Raw genomic sequence first — 20165 nt, 5'->3', positions numbered from 1 at the left:
GCCGCCCGGGCCCGCCGGGGTGCGAAACACTCAGGCGATACCGCTGACCGGTTCCGGGTTGGTCTTGTCACGCCAGGCTAGCGCCTCCCGGACCTGGGTCAGGTCGTAATCCGGGCCGTTGATACCCACGGTGAACAACGTCGACCCGGCGGACAGGTAGGCCGGGGCCGCGTCGGCGCCGGGCCAGGCCACCGACCGTTCGATCTTCTTGGCATCGGTGCCCACCCGGGCGCAGTGCTCCTCGAGCACCTGACTCTTGTGGGTGAACACATCCAGTTCACCGAAGCTGTGCCAGATATCGGCGTATTCGGCCACCAGCCGCAGCGTCTTCTTCTCACCGCCGCCGCCGATGAGGATCGGGATATCGCGCACCGGCTGCGGGTTCAGCTTCGCCAGCCGGCCGGTGATCCGGGGCAGGTACTCCTTCAGCAGATCCAGCCGGCCGCCGGCGGTGCCGAAGTCGTAGCCGTACTCGTCGTAGTCGCGTTCGAACCAGCCCGAGCCGATGCCCAGGATCAGCCGGCCGCCGCTGATCTGGTCCACGGTGCGGGCCATATCGGCCAGCAGGTCCGGATTGCGATAGCCGCCGCCGGTGACCAGCGCGCCGATCTCCACCCGTTCGGTCTGCTCGGCGAAGGCGCCGAGCATGGTCCAGCATTCGAAGTGCGCACCGTCGGGGTCCCCGTACAGCGGATAGAAGTGATCCCAGTTGAACACGATGTCCACGCCCGCGTCCTCGGCCCGCAACACCGCGTCGCGGATGAGTCCGTAATCGGGGGCGTGCTGGGGCTGGAGTTGGATTCCGATCCGAACCGGTCGGCTCATCTGCTTGACTCCTCGTCGTCGGGTTGTCTCCCGGATCCGAGGCTACCGGCGCGACCGCCGGACGGCCGGACGTGAACGGTGCCGCCGGGCCGCGGGATCGGATCCGGAATTCCGTTCGTGCATGGATTCCGTAACAGATGAATACACCCCTTTTCCGGGGCATATCCGTCGGTAGCATTTCGGGCGGCGCGTCTCGTTCTCACGACCTGCCGCAGGTCGGCGAACACGCACAGAAGGAGGCTCCCGCTGATGCCCATGTGCCCGACTCGCGACAACGTGAACATCTTCTACAAGGATTGGGGCTCCGGCCGCCCGGTCGTATTCATTCACGGCTGGCCGCTCGACGCCGACGCCTGGGAAGACCAGATGAAATTCGTCGCCGACCACGGGTACCGGGGCATCGCGCACGACCGCCGCGGCCACGGGCGCTCGGACCAGCCCTGGGAGGGTTACGACTTCGATACCTTCGCCGACGACCTGAACGACCTGATCACCGCCCTCGACCTCCGCGACGTGACCCTGGTCGCGCACAGTATGGGCGGCGGTGAACTCGCCCGCTACATCGGCCGCCACGGCACCGGGCGGGTGCAATCGGCGGTCCTGCTGTCGGCCATCCCGCCGCTGATGATCAGGAACGAGAACAATCCGGAAGGCGTGCCGGAGAAAGTATTCGACGATATCAAATCCGGCATCCTCACCGAACGTTCGCAATTCTGGAAGGACACTTCCGAAGGATTCTTCAGCGCGAACCGATCGGGTACCAAGGCCACCCAGGGAAACCGCGACGCGTTCTGGTTCATGGCCATGCAGGAGAGCATCGAGGCCGGCGTGAAATGCGTCGACGCCTTCGCCTACACCGATTTCACCGAGGACCTGAAGAAATTCGATATCCCCACCCTGGTGGTGCACGGCGACGACGATCAGGTGGTTCCCATCGACGCCACCGGCCGCAAATCCGCCCAGCAGATCGCCGACGCCACCCTGAAGGTCTACGAGGGTGGCTCCCACGGTATCGCCCTGGTCCCGGGTGACAAGGACCGCTTCAACGCCGACCTGCTGGAGTTCCTCGACCGCTGAGCGCGGTCGCGCGTTCAGCCGAGCTTCGCGAAGAAGTTCCGGATATCCGCGACCAGCACCTCCGGCGCCTCGTGCGCCGCATAGTGGCCCGCCGCGTCGTTGGCGCCGGCCGGGCCCGAGCCGACGTCGTAGGAGTTCCAGCTGACGATATTGCCGTGATCGCGCTCGGCGAACCGGCGGATGGACTGGAAATCGCCCTTGAACATCGCCAGCGCGGTCGGCGTGGTGGTCGGGCCGGTCTGCCGCTGCTCGGCGTGGGCGTCTTCGTAGTAGAACCGGATGGATGAACCGGCGGTGCCGGTGAGCCAGTACAACGCCACATTGCCGATCACGAAGTCCTCGTCCAGATTCTCGCCGAACAACTGCGCGTTCCAGCCGAGCAGCCCGATCGGGGAATCGCTGAGCGCGAAGGCGAGGGTCTGCGGCTGCTGACTGTGCAGGGTGTTGAACGCCATCTTGTTCTCGTGGAACCACTGCAGATGCCCCAGCGCCGCCTGATCCGCCTCGGAGAGGCCCTCGAACTCCGACGGATCTCCCGACGGGAACGAGAACAGCTGGGTCACATGGACTCCCACCACATGGTCGGAATCGATCCGGCCGATCTCGGGCGAGATCATCGAACCGCCGTCGTTGCCGATGGCGCCGTAGCGCGCGTAACCCAGCCGGCCCATCAGCTCCACCCACGCCGCGGCGGTGCGATCGCGACCCCATCCGGTGCTGCGGGTCGGTCCGGAGAAGCCGAACCCCGGCAGCGAGGGAATGACGACGTGGAAGGCGGGATCGTCCGCCGACTCCGGTTCGGTGAGCGGTGCGATCACGTCGAGATATTCCAGGATCGAACCGGGCCAGCCGTGGGTGAGGATCACCGGGAGGGCGTCCGCCCGCGAGGACTCGATATGCAGGAAGTGGATGTCCTCGCCGTCGATTTCGGTGACGAACTGCGGATAGGCGTTCAGCCTCGCCTCCAGCGCCCGCCAGTCGAACCGCTCCAGCCAGTATTCGGCCAGCCCGCGCACCCGGTCGTTCGGAACGCCGTAGGAGTCGGCCACACCGCTCAGCTCGTTCGGCCAGATCGCCCGACGCAGCCGGTCGGCCAGATCGTCCAGCCGGGTCTGGGGGACGTCGATGCGGAAGGGGCGGATGTCGCTCATGATGAACTCCTTTTGGAACGGAATGGTTCGTTCTGATTGAAGCTTAACAGAACGGATCATTCCGTTTCAACTGATAGTCTCGAACCATGCCGAAGTCATCCGATCGCCCGGAACCCAAGGGCCTGCCCGGCCGGAAGGCGCAGGCCGCCCAGAACGACGGGATCATCCTGGAGGCCGCCCGCGCGGTGTTCCTCGCCGACGCCACCGCGCCGATCGCCGCCGTCGCGGAACGCGCCGGAGTGGGAATCAGCGCGCTGTACCGTCGCTACCCGAGCAAGGAGGCGCTGTTGCGCACCCTCTGCCACGAGGGATTACGGCGCTACAACGCGGAAGCCGACGCGGCGCTGGAGGCAACGGACGGCTGGGAGGGCCTGATCGGCTTCCTGCGGCGTGTCGTCGACACCGATGTGCACTCGCTGACCGTGCATCTGGCCGGCACCTTCACCCCCGACGAGTCGATCCGCCCCGACGTCGCCCATTCGAGCGAGGTCACCGCGGAACTGGTGCGGCGCGCACACGCCGGCGGCCGCCTACGCCCCGACGTCAACGTCCACGACATCGGCCTCGTCCTCGAATCGTGCGCGGCGATCACCCTGCCGGATCCGGAACGAACCACGCAGCTGCGCCGGCGAATCCTCGCGCTCCTGGTGGCCGGACTGTCCGCCGACGGCGACCTCCCCGGCCCACCCCCGGCCTCCGACGAGTTCGCCTGGCGCTGGCGGCGGCAATGATCCGCGATTCGAAGCACCCCGATCCGAGAGCCCCTGCCCGACAAGACGGCTTCTTCTCCGCGCCAGACGCGGAGTAGACCCGACGTGCGCGCCCCTACGAAATCGCCCTCCCCGCATACTATCTTCAATGATACTATCACCAATGATAGTATCATCTGCGCAGGTCAGGGCGCATTTCTGCACGTCGCATCAGCCGAGCGATCACCGAACACCCCACGAGCCGGACCACTTCCGTGATCAGCATCGACCGGTGTGAGTTGCGGTCGGCCCCGGTCGGGCCATCAGTGCGGCCACATCACGTATCCGCCGAGCGACACGATCGGATCCGGTATCGTTCGGCACCTTCGCCAGCTCCGTCCGAGCCGCATCGAAATCCCCATTGCGCGCACAGGCTTCGGCCAGCCATGACCGATACAGCGCCGCTTCTCGCCGGCGCGCGGCAGGGAAGCGGTCGACCACCGGACTCAATAGCGCACCGGCCGTGGCCACATCTCCCAACTCGACCGCGCACCGTGCCCGCATCACATCGATCTCGTCCCGATCCAACCAATATGTCCAGTCCGGCTCCTCGTCACCGGGACGCCGGCGGTCATAGTCCTCGTCCACTGCATCCAGAGCACGCCGCGCAACATCGGACTCTCCCGATCTCGCCGCGGCCCAAGCGATCCGTTCGCCGAGAAGCGCGCGCACGACGGCCGGCGCGTCATCCGAAGCTCCACGTGATGCGGTGCGTGCCAAGAGAACGGCATCCCGGGCATTTCCGGTATTCGTGAGCAAGTAGGCCGCGCTGGAAAGAAGTTGTCCGGCCAGCGGCCGGTCACCGGCTTCGGAGGCGGCGCCCACTCCTTCCAGATAGGCACCCTGCGCTCGGCGGTTGTGCCCGGCATCGGCGTACACCCAGCCACCCAATTGCGACAGTTCGGCGACCACCCGCAACAAGCGACGTCGTACCTGCGAGGAGTGGGACCCTTCACGCACCACCATTCGCGCGGCGTCCAGATCGCAGCGCACCACCGAGTGCAGCGTTGCGCCGCCCACCGCGTCGTCCAGGCGGCGCAGCTCAACGACTCGCCGTTCCATCTCATCGGCCAGACCAGAGCCGACTCGGCGTCCGGACGACATCTGGACCACCGATGGCGGATCGGCGAGCAGCCACTCGTGCGCGACACGCAGCGGATCGGCCGGAGGCGTCCATGTATCGGGATCGGCGCCCAATGCATCGACGTACGCGGACCGGAGATCGTCATTGACCGGGCGCTGCCCGCGCTCCACCTGAGAAAGATAGGCGGCGCTCCAATGGGTCCGCCGGGCGAACTCCCGCAGCCCGATACCGGCAGCTTCCCTGGCGGCACGCAGTTCCGCGCCGCTGATCACCCTGCCGCACATTCGTCCCCCTTTCGCGCGGTGTTGACGCAGCGCAAACACCGTTCGTCACCTGCGACCACCGTAGGCATTCCGACGCCGAAATCGCAGCCATAGCGTGATTTTCGGCTTCGACGTCCGGCCGGCTCCGCATACCGGCCAGCGGATGCCTTCCGAGGGATGACGAGAGGAGATGGGATGAAACCGACGGCGCTCGGATGGATCGATCACGACACCTGCGCCTCGCCTGGATGGGACGACCGGGCGCAGGTGCTCCGCCTCGCAAAGCGTCTCGGCTATCGCGTGGTGTGGCCCGATGAAGAATCCGTTCTACCGGTATTCGAACAGGCCCGGAATGCCGGAGTCGATGCCGTCATCCTGCCGTCACCCGATCATCTCGGGCCGGTGGAATTGAACAGGGTCATGGATATCGCCGATGTCGAAACAGTACTGCCCCGGCTGTCTTTCACCAGATGGCATTCGGCCGGGCCGCCGCGATGATCACTTTCGGAATTGTCCTGGCGGGCGGTATTCCGCTCGGTGTCCTGATCTGGGCCATCTTCTGGCCGGCCCGAGCCACAGGCGCCGGCACTACGACTTCCCGGCTCGATTCACCCGATGATGGGATGACACGTACCGTGCATTTTGCAATGATCGCTGGAATCAGCGGTCGCACCAAGAGAATTCGAAAGGTAGGTAATGCGTACGTCACTGCGACTCGCCATTGCGGGAATCGGAATCACGGCGGCCCTCGGTCTCGCCGCGCCGGCCGGTTGGGCGGAAGCTCCGGTCGAGAATCAGCCGGCACCATCGAGTCAGCCCCCCGTTGAGTACGACGGCTGGAAATTCCTGCTGAACTGCATCACCACCGGATCGACGAACGCCGGCCCCGGCCAGTTCTGCCCCGGCGGGAAAATTCCGGAGACCGGTATCTGAGCCCGGAGGCGGCCTCGGGGACCGGGCCGATGCGTCCCGGTCCCCGAACGGCCACCGCTCGCCGCGCACCGGCGCCTGCGCCTTCGGATGAGCGCGGCCCGACCGAGTCGCCCGGACCGTTTGCCCGACTCAGTGCCGAGGCAGTTCGTCGCGTCGATCGAGATCGATACGCACGGTGAGTAGGTCGGTTCCGAGCATTCGGACATTCCAGCTGTTCACCCTGGGCAGAGTCCGGAGGCGCGCGAGCGCGTCGTCCTCGGGGAGCAGATGAGCGATGCCGGTGTACCAGCGCGAGCGGATCTGCAGCCGGACCCGCGGGTCGGCTTCGATATTGCGGATATAGGCCGACCCCAGGCCGTGGTTGCTGACCAGCCAGAACGATCCGCCGGCCAGGCGGCCGCCGATCGGGGTCCGGCGTGGCAGCCCACTGCGGCGGCCGGTGGTCTCGAGGAGCGCCTGACCGGGCAGATGCCCCACCATGCGCCTCATCAGCGGATTGGCGATATGCCGGTGATACCAGTTCACCCTGCGCCTTTTCGCGGTAGTAGCGGCCACGGGCCCTCACCTCATTTATAGGTACCGTCAGTCTCGACAATTCTTGCCGGTACCGGCGGTTCCGTCAACGCTAGGCTCGAACAATGACGTCGCCCCGACCCCACACCGGCCGCCGCCGCAACGAAGCCGCCCGGCACGCCATCCTCGACACCGCGGCAGCCCTGCTGGCCGATTCCGGCGGCGCCGCGGTCACCGTCGCCGATATCGCCTCGGCGGCCGGCGTCAGCAAGCAGACGATCTACCGGTGGTGGCCGTCGAAAGGCGCGGTGCTGCTGGAAGCGATGATGGAATCGGCCCGCGACCGCGCACCGGACCCCGATACCGGCAACCTGCGCGACGACCTCACCATCCTGCTCACCGCCACCTTCGCCAACGCGGCGACCCCGCCGATGACCGACCTGCTGCGCGCGGTACTCGCCGAAGCGCAAACCGAACCCGCCACCACAGCGCTTCTCGCCGATTTCGCCCGCGACCGCCGTGCGGTCATGCATCAGGTCCTGGTCCGGGCACAGACCCGGGGAGAACTTCGCGCCGACGCCGACCTCGAACTGCTCATCGACCAGATCTACGGCGTGCTGTGGTACCGCCTCGCCGTAACGCGGACCCCACTGGACCCGGAAATCGCGCTACGCCTGCTCGACTCGCTGTATCCCGGGCGGTCGTCCTAGGCCTCCGCGGAGCGGCTTCCGCTCATCGACGCGGCACACGATGCCTCACCCGGCCGGAGGGGTGGGCACGATCTGCAGTCCGTCGACGAAGGTGTCGATATCGGCTCGGTAGATGTCGCGGCCGGCGGCCGCGGCGTCCACCGACATTCGGATCGGGTACGACATTGTGCCCGCCGGGTAATCGAAGTCGAGGAACTCGTGATACCGGTCGGACCCGTCGGCGCCGGACGCGGGCAGGATTCCGCCGGCTCGGTTGCCACCCCATCCGCACACCTGAACGGCCTCGGATCGCCACTGCTGCCAGTCGCCCTGGATCGCGCTGATCACGGACCGACTGTCGGTAGCGCTGCGCGGACGGGATACACCGAGGACGACGGTCGCGCCGCCCAACCGTGCCGAGTGCGGATCGGTGCGGCGCAACACCAACTCGTCACCGTCCGCCGACGTCACCTGCCAACCCTGCAGTTGTGGAAGCCGAATCGTGAACGGTACATCTGGACGCACTTCGGTGGTGAAGACGGATCCGGACGCCGCGCCTGCGTCGCAGGCGGTGCGAATCGCCGGAGCCGCTGTCGTCTCCGGCGAATCCGACCCCGACTCGCCGCACGCGGTCGCACCCGTGGCCACGATGCAGGCCAGAACCAGATGCCGAATCCTCATCACGGGTCGCGAGTTTATGGGCCAGGCCGTCACGGCGAGTCGCGGGACCGGGCCGATGCGACCCGGTCCCCGGGTGGTCAGTGCACGCCGCGCACGGCATCCATCAAGCTGTCGAGGGAGGCGGTAGCGGGAAGGGCGAGGGTTCGTTCGGCGACCTCGCGGGCGGCCTCCGGTGACAGCCGGTGCTCGACGTTGAGATCGAACTTCTGGGTGAGTTCGGCGTCGGAGAGCGGGTTGGCGGGGCCGCCGCGATTGTGGTCGATCCGGGCTTCGTGCCAGGCGCCGTCGCGGGTGCGCACGCGCAGGACAGCGGGGAACTGGTGCGGGTAGATCTCATCGCAGCGGTCGTCGGCATGGCTGGTGACCAAGCGGGCGAGTTCCAGGGTGCGTGGGTCCTGCGCCGCCTCGTCGGTGAAATCGGCATGGCCCACACCGAGTCCCGACCCGCCGAGCAGGGCCCGGGCCACGGTGAACGGGCCCGAGAAGGCGGCGTGGTAACCCGATTCGGGGGCGGCCTTCGCGGCCGGGGGTTCGGCGATGGTGCGTAGTACCGGTTTCGGCACTCCGAGGTCGATCTCGGTGATGTCGGCAGGGTCGAGTCCACCGGCCCGCAGGGCACGGGCGGCGTCGATACCGGCGTGGGTGAAGTGGTTGCAGGGGTAGGGCTTGAAGAAGATGCCCGGGAGTTCCCAGTGTTCGCCGAGCCGGTCGACGACCTTGTCCACATCGGCGCGGTCGCCGCAGAAGGCGTGCAGGAAACCGAACCGGCCCTCGATCACCGTGGGCGGGCCGGTGAGCCCGTGCTTGGCGAACTGCGCGGCGGTGACACCGGAATGCGCGGCCCAGCCGCAGTGCGCGCGTTTGACGGTGCCGCCGGTGCGGTTGGCCTCGAGCAGCCCGGCGCCGAAACTGGCGGCGATACCCATCGCGTCGGCGATACCTTCGGGGTCGAGACCGTAGAGCATCGCCGCGGCGGCGGCCGAGCCGACCGCCCCGCAGATGGAGGTGGCGTGCTGGCCGCGTTCGAAGAATTCGGAATTGCCGAGTTCTTCGTCGTAGCCGCCCATACCGAGACGGACCGCGATCTCGATGCCCACGCCGGCGGCGTCCAGGACGGCGGGTCCGGACGCACCGGTCGCCTCTCCGACGGCCAGCGCGGCCGGGATCACCGACGCCGACGGGTGCAGCACCGACGGGAGGTGGGTGTCGTCGGAATCCATCGAATGCGCGAGGGTCCCGTTGACCAGGGCGGCGGTCGCGGCCGGGAAGCGTTCGCCGGTGCCGATTCCGGTGGCGGCGGGGGCTCCGGCCCATTCCCGCGCGACCGCGGTGACCGCGCGCGCGGACGGCTGGCCGTGGGCGGCGAGGGAGTTGCCGAGTACGTCGAGGACACGGCGCGCCGCATCCTTGCGCAGGTCGGCGGACAATCCCTCGGCGCGGACCCGGCCGGCCAGCGCGGCGAGGCGGCCGACGACCGTGCCGTCCAGGTCGTGACGGGTGGCGGCGGCGGTCACGAGGCCACCACCGCGACGGGACGAACGGGCGATCCGGTGCCGCCGACAATGCGCAGCGGCGCCATGACGAAGGTGAACTCGGTGAGGCCGCGCTCGGAGGCGGCTTCCAGGTTCAGATGTTCGATTATGTGGATACCGTTCTCCACCAGCAGCACCCGGTGCACCGGCAGGACGCTGTGCCCCTTACCGGCCGGAATGTGTTCGAAGGCGGTGGTATCCGCACCGGCCGCCACGATGCCCGCGGCGGCCAGCCACCGCCCGGCGCTCACATCGGCGCCCGGGACCCCGTCCTGCTGGCCCAGATAGCGCTGGGCGTCGTCGAAGTGGCGGGCCCAGCCGGTACGGATGAGCACCACGTCGCCGCGGCGCGGAGTCACCCCGGCGGCATCCGCGGCATCGCGCAGATCCTGTTCGGTGATCGCGGTACCGGCCTCGAGGACGTCGACGCCGCGCACCTTGGGCACGTCCAGCAGCAGCCCGCGGCGCAGCATGAACGGGATGTTCTCGGCGCCGTGGCGGGAGTGCCGGCCGCCGCGCTGCGCCTCCTCGGCGTCGATATCGCCGTGCAGTTTGCCGCAGTGGCTGACGTGGGAGAGCGCGTCGACATGGGTGCCGACGTGGCCACCGGTCACGATGATCTCGTTCGAGGCCGAACCGCCGTCCGGGCGGACCATATCGCCGTGGCGGCGGATGAGGGTCATCCGGAAACCGGGATGGTTGGGGGAACAGGGCATACCGGTGGTGTAGGGATGCCCGAGCTCGACGGTGTCGAGGTCGCTGCCCATCACAGCGTTCAGTAACACGTCGGGCGACGCGGCGACGGATGTTTCGGTCATGCTCTCACTCCTCGTACTGCGGTGGCCTGCGCCCGGTCCAGGACCACGCGGGCATTCGCGACGACGGCGGGATCGATGAACCTGCCGGATTCGTCGAGCACCGCGGATTCACCGGCCGCCAGTGCGGCGGCGGCGAGATCCACGATCCGCTGGGCGCGGTCCTGGTCTTCCGGTGACGGCGTATAGGCCTGATTGACGATGTCGATCTGATTCGGGTGGATGACGGAACGGCCGAAGAAACCCTGGGCGCGCCCGGCGCGGGAGGTGCGGGCCAGACCTTCCGGGTCGTCGACGGCGGTCCAGACGCTCTGCACCGGGGAAGCCAACCCGGCGGCGCGGGCGGCGGTGACGAGCCAGCCGCGCGCCCATTCCAGACCACCGGCCTCGGTGCGCATATCGGCGGCCAGATCTGCCTCACCCAACGCGATTCCGGTGACCCGCGGATGGCAGCGCGCGATCCGCGGCGCCGCGAGCAGCCCGGCGGCGGATTCGATGATGGCGTGGACGGCGCAGCCGAGCCGGTCCGCGGTCGCGGCGACCGCGGCGGGGTCGTCGGCCTTGGGCAAGCGGACCCCGGCCGGCCGGATTCCGCTCGCGGCCAGCGCCGCGGTCTCCTTGTCGAGCCATTCCGTACCGACGGCGTTGAGCCGCAGCCAGATCGGCTTCGCGGCCGGCGCCTGCCGGAGCGCGTCGAGCGCGTTGGCCAGCGCCCGGTCCTTGGCGCCCACGGGGACCGCGTCCTCGAGGTCGATCACCACGGCATCGGCGGCGCTGTCGATCGCCTTGCCGATCCGGTCGTCACGATGACCCGGGACATACAGCCAGCTGCGCGGGGTCACGGGGTGCTCACCGCCGGAATATCGGCCGTGGCGTCGGAGGTGCGATGACCCATGGCCCGCGATACCCGGCGCGCCGCCTCCACGAGCGCGGCCTCGTGCCGATCGCAGGCTTCGGCGGTCATGCGGTAGCTGGGTCCGCAGACCGAGACCGATCCGATCACCGAGCCGTCGGCGCCGAACACCGGCGCGGCCATGGAACCGGCACCCTCCTGGCGTTCCCCGGTGGACCGGCACACACCGCGTTCGCGCGCTTCGCGCAGCGCCGCGCGCAACCGCGCGGGGTCGACGATGGTGGTGCCGGTCAACCGGGGCAGCGGACGGGACAGGAGATCGTCCTGTTCCTCCTCGGACAGGTGCGCGGCGATGATGCGCCCCGACGAGCCGCTGTGCAGTTCGAACCGGCGACCCAGTTCGACGGTCATTTTTATCTCCTGCGTACTCTCGACCTGGTCGAGATAAACGCGACCGCCCGGTATGCGACCGGTGACGGTCGCCGTCTCACCCGTGGCGCGTTGCAGGTCCACCAGGGCCTCGCGGGCCGCTCGCCGCAGCGGGGATACGTCCAGGGCGCGCGCGCCCAGGGTCGCGGCCGCCGGACCGAGCAGATATCGCCTGGTCGAGGGCTCGTAGAGCAGGAGTCCGCAGTCGACGAAGGTCGTCAGGATGCGGTGTGCCACCGCCTTCGACATACCGGTCGAGCGGGCGATCTCGGAGACGCCGAGCGCGCTCGAGCGGCGGCCGAACTCGAGCAGCACATCGGCTGCCCGCGCGGCAGCTGTGGTGCCTCCACTGGAGGACTCCATCGTGGCTCCGTTCTGCGGGGTCATTTCGTTGTCCGGTCAACAACAGCACGGGCGGTCGCCCCGGCGCGACCCGCCGGTTGACGCTCAACAACTGAACAAGTTGTACCGCTTAGCGAAACAATTGTCCAGCACCTTAGCGGGCTTGATTCGAGTTTCTGCTGCGTTAATCGTTTCTACAGGCACTTGTGCCCAGATTGTCAAACGTGCATAGTGCAGGGGACCACATTCTTGCGTTCCGCTGGACGGAACACGATAGGAGGAAGCGTGGACGGTCCGGATTTCGATCTCGTCATCGCCGGCGCCGGCGGCGGGCTCGTCGCCGCGCTGCGCGCCGCCGAACTCGGCGCGAGCGTGCTCGTGATCGATGCCGACGAGCATTTCCAGCGCGGTAACAACACCTCGATGTGCACCGCGATGATCCCGGCCGCCGGAACCCGCTGGCAGCAGGCCGCCGGGGTATCGGACGATCCGGAACGCTTCCTCGCCGATATCGACCGCAAAACCGGCGGCACCGCCGATCGGCGGGTCGCCCGCGCCCTGGCCGAGGCGAGCGCGGCTCTGGTCACCTGGCTCGCCGACGCCCAGGAACTCGAGCTGGAACTGGTCACCGATTTCCGCTACCCCGGGCACAGCGCCGACCGCTGCCACACCATCCCGGGCCGGCACGGCTCCAAACTGCTGCGCCACCTCGTGGACCGGGTCCGGGCGCATCCGAATATCGAACTCATCGCCCCGATGAGCCTGCGCGCCGTGCACACCACCGACGGCCGGGTCTCCGGGGTGGAGATCGCGACACCCGACGGAAACGCCGAACAGCTCACCACCCGCGCCGTCCTGCTCGCGACCAACGGCTTCGGCGCCGATACCGATCTCGTCCGCGAATGGATGCCGGAGATCGCCGGCGCCCACTATCACGGCGGTCGGTACAGCCGCGGCGACGCCCTGCGCATCGGCCGTGACCTGGGCGCGGATACCGGCTACCTCGACGCCTACCAGGGGCACGCGGCGCTGTCCGCGCGCAGCCAGACGCTGATCGGCTGGGCCACCGTCGTGCACGGCGGCGTGATCGTCGACAGCACCGGCCGCCGCTTCGCCCCCGAGACAACCGGCTACTCCGAATTCGCGGCCATCCTCGCCGCCCGCCCCGGCGGCGCCGGCTGGATCGTGATCGACGAGCACATCGAACAGCTGTGCTCGGTATTCGACGATTTCCGCGCGGTCGCCGAGAGCGGTTCGCTGATCCGCGCCGCGACCGCACGCGGGCTGGCCGAACTCATCGGCGTCCAGCCCGACGCGCTCGAGGACGAACTCGCCGCCGCCCGTCGCGCGGCCGAAGGTTCGGAACCCGACCGCCAGGGCCGCACCGACGAACGCCATCCGCTGTCGGAGCCGTATATCGCGATCGCGATCACCCCGGCCCTGTTCCACACCCAGGGCGGGCTCGTCGTCGACGAACACGCCCGCGTTCTCGCCGCCGGAGCGCCCATTCCGGGGCTCTACGCCTCGGGCGGCGCGGCCATCGGTATCTCCGGTCACGGGGCCGGCGGTTACCTCGCCGGCAACGGCCTCGTCACCGCGCTCGGCCTGGCATTCCTCGCCGCCGAACACGTGATGAGTCCCGTCCCCGCCTGACCAGCACATCTATCCAGTTATTCGCCAGGAGAAGACAATGACCAGCTATCTGATCAAGAACGGCACCGTCGTCCGCACCGAGAACGCGGCCCCCGAAGAGGGCGAGACCGCCGATATCCTCATCGTGGACGGCAAGATCGCGGCCATCGGCCCCGATCTGAGCGCCGACGACGCCGAGATCGTCGACGCGACCGGCAAGCTGGTCTTCCCCGGCGTGGTCGACGCGCATCAGCACTGGGGTATCTACAACCCGCTGGCCGAGGACACGCAGACCGAATCCCGCGCCAGCGCCCAGGGCGGCGTGACCACCGCGCTCACCTATATGCGTACCGGGCAGTACTACCTGAACAAGGGCGGCCCGTACGCCGATTTCTTCCCCGAGGTGCTGGACGCCTCGGCGGGCCGCAGCTATATCGACTACGCGTTCCATCTCGCGCCGATGTCGAAGGAACATATCGGTGAGATCCCCGCGCTGGCCGCCGATCAGGGCGTGACCTCGTTCAAGATCTTCATGTTCTACGGCAGCCACGGGCTGCACGGCCGCTCCACCTCGCAGAGCGATTTCCTGATGATCCCGGAGGACGAGCGCTACGACATCGCGCATTTCGAATTCGTCATGCGCGGCGTGCAGAAGGCGCGTGAGCAGTTCCCCGAACTGGCCGAGCACATCTCGCTGTCGCTGCACTGCGAGACCGCCGAGATCATGAGCGCCTACACCAAGATCGTCGAGCAGGAGGGCAAGCTCAGCGGCCTCGCCGCATACAGCGCGTCGCGCCCGCAGCATTCCGAGGGCCTGGCCGTCACCATCGCCTCCTTCCTCGCCGATGAGACCGGCCTGCCGAATATCAACCTGCTGCACCTGAGTTCGGCCAAGGCGCTGAAGGCCGCCATGAAGATGGCCGAAGCGTTCCCGCATGTGAACTTCCGCCGCGAGGTCACCATCGGCCATCTGCTCACCGATATCGACAACGCGAACGGGCTGGGCGCCAAGGTGAATCCGCCCATCCGCCCGCGCGAGGACGTCGAGGCGCTGTGGGAGCACCTGCTCGCCGGCAATATCGACTGGGTCGTCTCCGACCACGCCTGCTGCAAGGACGAGGTGAAGTTCGGCGAGGACCGCGACGATGTGTTCGCCGCGAAGTCCGGGTTCGGCGGCACCGAATACCTGCTGTCCGGACTGGTCACCGAGGGCCGCAAGCGCGGACTGTCGCTGCGCCGGATCGCGCAGCTCATCGCGACCAACCCGGCCGACCGCTACGGCCTGCCCGGTAAGGGCCGGCTGGCCGAGGGCGTCGACGCCGATATCGCGATCGTCGACCCCGACCGCACCTGGACCGTGCGGGCCGCCGATTCCGAATCCACCCAGGAATACACGCCGTTCGAAGGCTTCGAGCTGACCGCCGCGGTCACCGACACCTTCGTGCGCGGCAACCGGGTGCTGGCCGACGGGGTCGTCACCGGCGAGCCCACCGGCCGCTACATCTCGCGTCCGTACTGAGGAGTGCGCAGTTGAACGACGAGTCGCAGCCCACCGGGCCACTCCGGGGAATCAAGGTCCTCGACGCCTCCACCATCCTGGCCGGACCGCTCACCGCGCAGATCCTGGGTGATTTCGGCGCCGAGGTCATCAAGATCGAGCATCCGCAGAAACCGGACGGGATGCGCGGGCACGGTCTCGAGAAGGACGGTGTCCCGCTGTGGTGGAAGATGGTCAGCCGTAACAAGCAGACCCTCACGCTGAACCTGGGCACCCCCGACGGTCAGGCGATCTTCCGCGATCTGGCGGCCGAGGCCGATGTGATCGTGGAGAACTTCCGCCCGGGCACCTTCGAACGCTGGGGCCTGTCCTACGCCGAACTCGCCGAACGCAATCCGGGTCTGATCATGCTGCGCGTCACCGGGTTCGGCCAGCACGGCCCGTACTCGAAACGGCCCGCGTTCGGCACCCTGGTGGAATCGATGAGCGGATTCGCCCATCTCACCGGCCAGCCCGACGGACCGCCCACCCTGCCCGCCTTCGGGCTCGCCGATTCCATCGCCGGTGTCGCCGGATCGTCGGCCATCTCGATGGCGCTGTTCGAGCGGGAACGCAACGGCGGCACGGGCCAGGAGGTCGACCTCGATCTGCTCACCCCGATCATGACCGCCGTCGGCCCCGGGGTGATCTACGCCGACCAGCTCGGTATCGACCAGCAGCGGACGGGCAACCGTTCGCAGAACAACGCCCCGCGCAATCTGTACCGCACCAAGGACGAGCACTGGCTCGCGATCTCCACCAGCGCCCAGGCCATCGCCGAACGCGTGATGCAGATCGTCGGGCATCCCGAGGTGATCGACGAGGACTGGTTCGCCAGCGGCCGCACCCGCGCCGAGCACGCCGACCTCCTCGACGAGTACGTGGGCGGGTGGATCGCCGAACGCACCCGCGACGAGGTCACCGGCGTTTTCGAAGAAGCCGGTGCCGCCGTGGCGCCGGTCTACAAGCCGAGCGATCTGCTCACCGACCCGCAGGTCGTCGCCACCGACATGGTCACCACTGTCGACGACGACGACCTCGGCCCCATGCGCATGCAGAACGTCATGTGGCGCATGACCCGATCCCCCGGTGCGATCCGTCACACCGGTAGACCCGCCGGTGCCGATACCGACAAGGTCCTCACCCGCCTCGGGCGCAGCCCCGAGGACATCGACGACCTGCGGGCCCGCGGGGTCATCTGACCCCGCGATCTGTTTCATCCGAGGAGTACCCTATGAAATCGCGTTGGTGGACAATCGCCATCATTCTGGGCCTGGTGGTGGTGAATTATGTCGATCGCAGTGCGATCTCGTTCGCGGCCACCGATCTGAAGGCCGAATTCGGGATCACTCCCGGGCAATACGGCATCATCAGCTCCGCGTTCTCGATCGGCTATATGCTGTTCGCGCTGCTCTCGGGGCCCCTGGTCGACCGGTACGGTTCCCGCAAGGTGCTCATCGCCGGCATGTTCATCTGGGCCGCGGCCACCGCGCTGACCCCGTTCGCGGGCGGATTCATCGGCCTGATCCTGCTGCGTATCGTCCTCGGAGCCGGTGAGGCGCCGTGCTTCCCGGCGGCGACCCGGGTCGCCAGCCGCTGGCTGCCCGTGCACGAGCGCGGTAAGGCGCTCGCGCTCATCGGCGGTGTCGCGGTGTCGGGCAGTCTGCTCATCGGCGGTCCGATCCTCACCCAGCTGATCGCGCTGACCGGCTGGAAGGGCATGTTCTGGGTGCTGGCGGTCGCCGGGATCGCCTGGGTCGTACTGGCCTACCCGTTCCTGAAGAACTCCCCGAGCGAAGCGTCCTTCGTCTCGAAGGAGGAACTGGACTACATCAAGGCCGGGCAGGCCGACGGTGAGGACAGCGGCCACGAATCGAAGGTCGACTGGGGCGAGATCCTGCGCAACCGCAACCTGTGGCTGGTGGGCCTGGGCTATTTCGCCTGGGGCTTCATGTTCTGGGCGTTCATGTACTGGCTGCCGCAGTACCTGGAACACGAATTCGGGCTGTCCATCAAGGAGGTCGGCGGATTCTCGGTGGCGCCGTGGGCGGCCGGTGTGGTCGGCGCGCTGCTCGGCGGCATCCTGGTCGACCGGGTGTACAAGAAGACCCAGAGCATCCGCTCGCGGTTCGTCATCATCGGCGTGGCACTGCTGCTCGCGGGCGCCTCGATCATCCCGATCCTGTTCGTCCCCGGCAATCTCACGGTCGCGCTGATCTGCATCTCGGCCGGTGTCGGCTTCGGTTTCGTCACCGGCGGCATCTGGTGGGTCGCTTCGATCGACGCCGCGCCCACCCAGCCCGGTACCGCGGCCGGTTTCGCCGACGCGTGCTTCGCCCTCTCGGGCATCATCGCGCCGTCGGTGATGGGTTTCATCGTCGGCCGCACCGGCACCTACAACGGCGGGTTCATCGTCATGACGGTGCTGTGCCTGATCGGCGCGGCGGCGATGCTGCTGTTCACCAAGGAACCCGAGCGCACCGTGCTGGGCTCGGGTGAGCCGGAAGGTCAGCTCACCACGGCGAGCTGACACGGGCCGGAGCAGTCCGGAAATACGACGCACCGCGTAATCCGATGAGGGAGTTACGCGGTGCGTTTCCGTATCCGGGCGGTTGCGAACGCCGCCGCCGCGTCCGTACCGGGCCATCGCGACGGCCGGATCAGCGCAGACCGTGCCGGTCGGCCCAGGTGGCCACCGCCGCGGCGATCTCGGTGGGACGGTCCTCCGGGGTGTGATGCCCGGCCGGCAGGTCGTAGCGCGCGACCTCCAGCGCGGCGATATTGTCGGCGCACCACGCGAGCAGGTCCGGGCCCATCATCACACCGGGTCCGGGCGCGAATTCGATCAGCAACTTCGGCACGTCGTGGCTTGTCGCGAGCCAGCCGGCGTAGTTCTCGACGCGGGCCACGGTATCGGCGGGCTCACCGCCGAGCGGCATGGCGCGTGGCCATCGCAGCAGCGGCACCCGGGACTCCCGGGTGGGGTAGGGCCGCAGGTATTCGGCCAGATCGGCCGGATCCAAGGTGTGCGCTACGGTCCCGGGGAGCCCTTCGGTGAGCATGCGATTGTCGTCCAGGATCATCGACTCCCCCACGCCGTCGGTCTTGACGGCCCGGAACAGTGCCCGGCCGCCTTCGGGAAACTCCTGCCAGGACATGGGTTTGACGATGGTCTCGGTGAAGGCGATACCGCGGACCCGGCCGGGATGACGGGCCGCGTGGTCGAAGGCCAGGGCCCCACCCCAGTCGTGGCCGACCAGTACGACCCCGTCGAGACCGAGGGCGTCGAACCAGGCGTCGAGATAGCGGGCGTGATCGTCGAAGGTGTAGTCGATGGCGGGTTTACCCGAATCACCCATCCCGATCAGGTCCGGGGCGAGCAGCCGGCCCGGGCCGACGGCCGGGAGGACATTGCGCCACAGATGCGACGAGGTGGGGTTGCCGTGCAGGAAGACGAAGGGGGCACCCGACCCCTCCTCGCGGTGGGCGATCGTCGAATCGAGTACCGAGGTCACCGGCATGGGAAATCTCCTGATCGTGCGTCGCGGAGCGGGGGTCAGCGGAAGGCGGCGGCGTTGCGGGCCGCCCAGTCCGCGAACGGACGTGGCGCCCGGCCCAGGATCCGCTCGATATCGGAGCTCACCCGGCGCTCGGCGGGCAGCGGATCGCCGAGAATGGCCAGGGTGCCCTCGACAACGGCTTCGGGCATAACCGCGCGCATCCGCGCACGGGCCTGATCGGCGGTCTGCTCGGCGAAGCGCACCGTTTCGCCGAGAGCCGCGCCGAGGGCCGCGGCCCGCTCACGCGGGGTCGTCGGAACGGGGCCGGTCAGTTCGTATACCGCGCCGGTGTGGCCGGGCCGGGTCAGCGCGGCGGCGGCGACCTCCGCGATATCCGCCGGATCGACCGTCGGCAGGCCGATATCCCCGAACGGCGCGGCGACCAGCCGATCGGCGCGGATGGATTCGGCCCAGGCGAAGGCGTTGGAATTCAGTCCACCGCACCGCAGCACGGTCCATTCCAGACCCGATCCGCGCAGCGCGGTCTCGAAGGCCGCGGGGTGGCGGTACGCCTCCGGCCGGGTCCCGACCCCGAGGGACGAGATCAGCACGACCCGCTGGATTCCGCCTGCTTTCGCCGCATCCAGGATGCCCTGCGGATCGTCCCCGGCCACGAGCAGCAACAGCGCGTCGGCGCCGTCGAATGCCGGGCGCAGCCCCTCGGGGTCGGACAGGTCGGCGGCGATATGGCGGACGCCCGCGGGCAGGTGATCCGGTTCGCGCCGGGACAGTGCGCGCACCCGTTCACCCGATTCGGCGAGAACGCGGACCAGTTCGCGCCCGACGTTTCCGGTGGCGCCGGTTACCACGATCATGAGAGCTCCTAGTGAGTCAGTCAACTAACTAAATCCAGAGCAACGTAGCACCACGGACCTCGCGGCGTCTATCGTTAGTCAGGTGACTGACTCATCCCCCGGCAAACCTTCGCGCGGCAAACGCGACCGGCTGGCCGCCGCCGCGGCCACGGTTCTGCACGAACAGGGGGTCGAGAAGACCACGCTCGCCGATATCGCGCGCGTGGCCGAGGTCCCCGTGGGGAATGTGTACTACTACTTCAAGACCAAGAACGAGCTGGTGGAAGCCGCCATCGAGACCCATTCGCGCAGCCTCTCGGAGCTGATCCAAGAGCTCGACCGGCTACCCGAACCCGCCGATCGGCTGAAGGCGCTGATCGACGGATGGGTCGCGCAGCGCGATACAGCGGTCCGGTTCGGCTGCCCCACCGGCACACTCGCCTCCGAACTGGACAAACGCGATGACGGTCTGGACGCCAGTGTCGCCGCCCCGATACGCACCCTCATCGAGTGGGCCGAAAACCAGTTCGCCGCGATGGGCCGCGCCGACGCCCGCGAATCCGCGGTCGCGCTGATCGCCGCCTACCAGGGCATTTCGCTACTGACCAATACGCTGCGCGATCCGGAACTCATGGCAGTGGAAGGCCGCCGTCTGCAGCGGTGGATCGATTCCCTGGCCTGACCGGTCGGCGCGTACGCGCTCCGG

Annotated in this window: 20 protein-coding genes; 9 read left to right on the top strand and 11 right to left on the bottom strand. The window is 68.2% G+C overall.

What is annotated here, in order from left to right:
- Window positions 1-30 precede the first annotated feature (30 nt).
- Window positions 31-825, bottom strand: a complete 795-nt coding sequence (locus ACZ6SF_RS10015) for an LLM class F420-dependent oxidoreductase (RefSeq protein ID WP_466061686.1) — start codon at window positions 823-825, stop codon at window positions 31-33.
- Between the two features lie 249 nt (window positions 826-1074).
- On the opposite strand from ACZ6SF_RS10015, the gene ACZ6SF_RS10010 reads away from it, so the two are divergent.
- Window positions 1075-1902, top strand: coding sequence for an alpha/beta fold hydrolase (locus ACZ6SF_RS10010; protein WP_466061685.1), 828 nt, complete (start codon window positions 1075-1077; stop codon window positions 1900-1902).
- Between the two features lie 14 nt (window positions 1903-1916).
- Here ACZ6SF_RS10010 and ACZ6SF_RS10005 read toward each other — a convergent pair whose 3' ends face one another.
- Window positions 1917-3053 (bottom strand): epoxide hydrolase family protein, encoded by a 1137-nt coding sequence (locus ACZ6SF_RS10005; protein WP_466061684.1) that lies wholly within the window; start codon window positions 3051-3053, stop codon window positions 1917-1919.
- Between the two features lie 86 nt (window positions 3054-3139).
- On the opposite strand from ACZ6SF_RS10005, the gene ACZ6SF_RS10000 reads away from it, so the two are divergent.
- The gene (locus ACZ6SF_RS10000; RefSeq protein WP_466061683.1) at window positions 3140-3784 is read left to right on the top strand and encodes a TetR/AcrR family transcriptional regulator; all 645 of its coding nucleotides are present in this window, start codon (window positions 3140-3142) and stop codon (window positions 3782-3784) included.
- Window positions 3785-4021: 237 nt separating this feature from the next.
- Here the strand turns inward: ACZ6SF_RS10000 and ACZ6SF_RS09995 are convergent, their stop codons facing one another.
- Entirely contained in the window at window positions 4022-5209 is a 1188-nt protein-coding gene (locus ACZ6SF_RS09995; RefSeq protein ID WP_466061682.1) for a helix-turn-helix domain-containing protein, read from the bottom strand.
- Between the two features lie 135 nt (window positions 5210-5344).
- On the opposite strand from ACZ6SF_RS09995, the gene ACZ6SF_RS09990 reads away from it, so the two are divergent.
- The gene (locus tag ACZ6SF_RS09990) at window positions 5345-5647 is read left to right on the top strand and encodes a hypothetical protein (protein ID WP_466061681.1); all 303 of its coding nucleotides are present in this window, start codon (window positions 5345-5347) and stop codon (window positions 5645-5647) included.
- A gap of 564 nt (window positions 5648-6211) precedes the next feature.
- On the opposite strand, the gene ACZ6SF_RS09985 is transcribed toward ACZ6SF_RS09990, so the two are convergent.
- On the bottom strand, window positions 6212-6571 hold the full coding sequence (locus ACZ6SF_RS09985) for a nitroreductase/quinone reductase family protein (protein WP_466062241.1): 360 nt from the start codon (window positions 6569-6571) through the stop codon (window positions 6212-6214).
- A gap of 149 nt (window positions 6572-6720) precedes the next feature.
- Here ACZ6SF_RS09985 and ACZ6SF_RS09980 point away from each other — a divergent pair, with 149 nt between their 5' ends.
- On the top strand, window positions 6721-7305 hold the full coding sequence (locus ACZ6SF_RS09980; protein WP_466061680.1) for a TetR/AcrR family transcriptional regulator: 585 nt from the start codon (window positions 6721-6723) through the stop codon (window positions 7303-7305).
- A 45-nt stretch (window positions 7306-7350) separates the two neighbouring features.
- Here ACZ6SF_RS09980 and ACZ6SF_RS09975 read toward each other — a convergent pair whose 3' ends face one another.
- The 5 genes from ACZ6SF_RS09975 to ACZ6SF_RS09955 form a co-directional block, all read right to left on the bottom strand.
- Window positions 7351-7632: a hypothetical protein gene (locus tag ACZ6SF_RS09975; protein ID WP_466061679.1), complete on the bottom strand. Its 282-nt coding sequence runs from the start codon at window positions 7630-7632 to the stop codon at window positions 7351-7353.
- Window positions 7633-8042: 410 nt separating this feature from the next.
- The gene (locus ACZ6SF_RS09970) at window positions 8043-9479 is read right to left on the bottom strand and encodes an MmgE/PrpD family protein (protein ID WP_466061678.1); all 1437 of its coding nucleotides are present in this window, start codon (window positions 9477-9479) and stop codon (window positions 8043-8045) included.
- Window positions 9476-10315 (bottom strand): cyclase family protein, encoded by an 840-nt coding sequence (locus tag ACZ6SF_RS09965; RefSeq protein ID WP_466061676.1) that lies wholly within the window; start codon window positions 10313-10315, stop codon window positions 9476-9478. Before ACZ6SF_RS09965 ends, ACZ6SF_RS09970 begins: the two co-directional genes overlap by 4 nt.
- A complete protein-coding gene (locus ACZ6SF_RS09960) occupies window positions 10312-11154 on the bottom strand; it encodes an HpcH/HpaI aldolase/citrate lyase family protein (RefSeq protein WP_466061675.1) in 843 nt (280 codons plus the stop codon). Before ACZ6SF_RS09960 ends, ACZ6SF_RS09965 begins: the two co-directional genes overlap by 4 nt.
- Window positions 11151-11957 carry an IclR family transcriptional regulator gene (locus tag ACZ6SF_RS09955; protein WP_449999062.1) on the bottom strand — a complete coding sequence of 269 codons (807 nt, stop codon included), beginning with the start codon at window positions 11955-11957 and terminating at the stop codon, window positions 11151-11153. Before ACZ6SF_RS09955 ends, ACZ6SF_RS09960 begins: the two co-directional genes overlap by 4 nt.
- Before the next feature lie 264 nt (window positions 11958-12221).
- Here ACZ6SF_RS09955 and ACZ6SF_RS09950 point away from each other — a divergent pair, with 264 nt between their 5' ends.
- From ACZ6SF_RS09950 to ACZ6SF_RS09935, 4 genes are read left to right on the top strand one after another with little or no spacing between them, the layout of a single operon-like run.
- Window positions 12222-13589: an FAD-dependent oxidoreductase gene (locus tag ACZ6SF_RS09950; protein WP_466061674.1), complete on the top strand. Its 1368-nt coding sequence runs from the start codon at window positions 12222-12224 to the stop codon at window positions 13587-13589.
- A 37-nt stretch (window positions 13590-13626) separates the two neighbouring features.
- Window positions 13627-15087: a dihydroorotase gene (locus ACZ6SF_RS09945; RefSeq protein WP_466061673.1), complete on the top strand. Its 1461-nt coding sequence runs from the start codon at window positions 13627-13629 to the stop codon at window positions 15085-15087.
- 11 nt (window positions 15088-15098) lie between these two features.
- Window positions 15099-16307 (top strand): CaiB/BaiF CoA transferase family protein, encoded by a 1209-nt coding sequence (locus ACZ6SF_RS09940; protein ID WP_466061672.1) that lies wholly within the window; start codon window positions 15099-15101, stop codon window positions 16305-16307.
- A gap of 32 nt (window positions 16308-16339) precedes the next feature.
- A complete protein-coding gene (locus ACZ6SF_RS09935) occupies window positions 16340-17635 on the top strand; it encodes an MFS transporter (protein WP_466061671.1) in 1296 nt (431 codons plus the stop codon).
- Window positions 17636-17765: 130 nt separating this feature from the next.
- On the opposite strand, the gene ACZ6SF_RS09930 is transcribed toward ACZ6SF_RS09935, so the two are convergent.
- Both ACZ6SF_RS09930 and ACZ6SF_RS09925 read right to left on the bottom strand, forming a co-directional pair.
- Window positions 17766-18626, bottom strand: coding sequence for a haloalkane dehalogenase (locus ACZ6SF_RS09930; protein WP_466061670.1), 861 nt, complete (start codon window positions 18624-18626; stop codon window positions 17766-17768).
- 35 nt (window positions 18627-18661) lie between these two features.
- The gene (locus ACZ6SF_RS09925) at window positions 18662-19480 is read right to left on the bottom strand and encodes an SDR family oxidoreductase (protein WP_466061669.1); all 819 of its coding nucleotides are present in this window, start codon (window positions 19478-19480) and stop codon (window positions 18662-18664) included.
- An 82-nt stretch (window positions 19481-19562) separates the two neighbouring features.
- Here ACZ6SF_RS09925 and ACZ6SF_RS09920 point away from each other — a divergent pair, with 82 nt between their 5' ends.
- Window positions 19563-20141: a TetR/AcrR family transcriptional regulator gene (locus ACZ6SF_RS09920; RefSeq protein WP_466061668.1), complete on the top strand. Its 579-nt coding sequence runs from the start codon at window positions 19563-19565 to the stop codon at window positions 20139-20141.
- Window positions 20142-20165: the final 24 nt, after the last annotated feature.

It is taken from the genome of Nocardia sp. NPDC049935 (genome assembly GCF_055586645.1).
This window is presented reverse-complemented; position numbering and strand designations above follow the sequence as displayed.

Bases quoted from the DNA above. Each gene is read 5' to 3' on its own strand.
- ACZ6SF_RS09985 (WP_466062241.1), bottom strand. From the start codon at position 6,571: ATGAGGCGCATGGTGGGGCATCTGCCCGGTCAGGCGCTCCTCGAGACC.
- ACZ6SF_RS09980 (WP_466061680.1), top strand. From the start codon at position 6,721: ATGACGTCGCCCCGACCCCACACCGGCCGCCGCCGCAACGAAGCCGCC.
- ACZ6SF_RS09990 (WP_466061681.1), top strand. From the start codon at position 5,345: ATGAAACCGACGGCGCTCGGATGGATCGATCACGACACCTGCGCCTCG.
- ACZ6SF_RS09930 (WP_466061670.1), bottom strand. From the start codon at position 18,626: ATGCCGGTGACCTCGGTACTCGATTCGACGATCGCCCACCGCGAGGAG.
- ACZ6SF_RS10000 (WP_466061683.1), top strand. From the start codon at position 3,140: ATGCCGAAGTCATCCGATCGCCCGGAACCCAAGGGCCTGCCCGGCCGG.
- ACZ6SF_RS09955 (WP_449999062.1), bottom strand. From the start codon at position 11,957: ATGGAGTCCTCCAGTGGAGGCACCACAGCTGCCGCGCGGGCAGCCGAT.
- ACZ6SF_RS09965 (WP_466061676.1), bottom strand. From the start codon at position 10,315: ATGACCGAAACATCCGTCGCCGCGTCGCCCGACGTGTTACTGAACGCT.
- ACZ6SF_RS09935 (WP_466061671.1), top strand. From the start codon at position 16,340: ATGAAATCGCGTTGGTGGACAATCGCCATCATTCTGGGCCTGGTGGTG.
- ACZ6SF_RS09945 (WP_466061673.1), top strand. From the start codon at position 13,627: ATGACCAGCTATCTGATCAAGAACGGCACCGTCGTCCGCACCGAGAAC.
- ACZ6SF_RS10010 (WP_466061685.1), top strand. From the start codon at position 1,075: ATGCCCATGTGCCCGACTCGCGACAACGTGAACATCTTCTACAAGGAT.
- ACZ6SF_RS10005 (WP_466061684.1), bottom strand. From the start codon at position 3,053: ATGAGCGACATCCGCCCCTTCCGCATCGACGTCCCCCAGACCCGGCTG.
- ACZ6SF_RS09925 (WP_466061669.1), bottom strand. From the start codon at position 19,480: ATGATCGTGGTAACCGGCGCCACCGGAAACGTCGGGCGCGAACTGGTC.
- ACZ6SF_RS10015 (WP_466061686.1), bottom strand. From the start codon at position 825: ATGAGCCGACCGGTTCGGATCGGAATCCAACTCCAGCCCCAGCACGCC.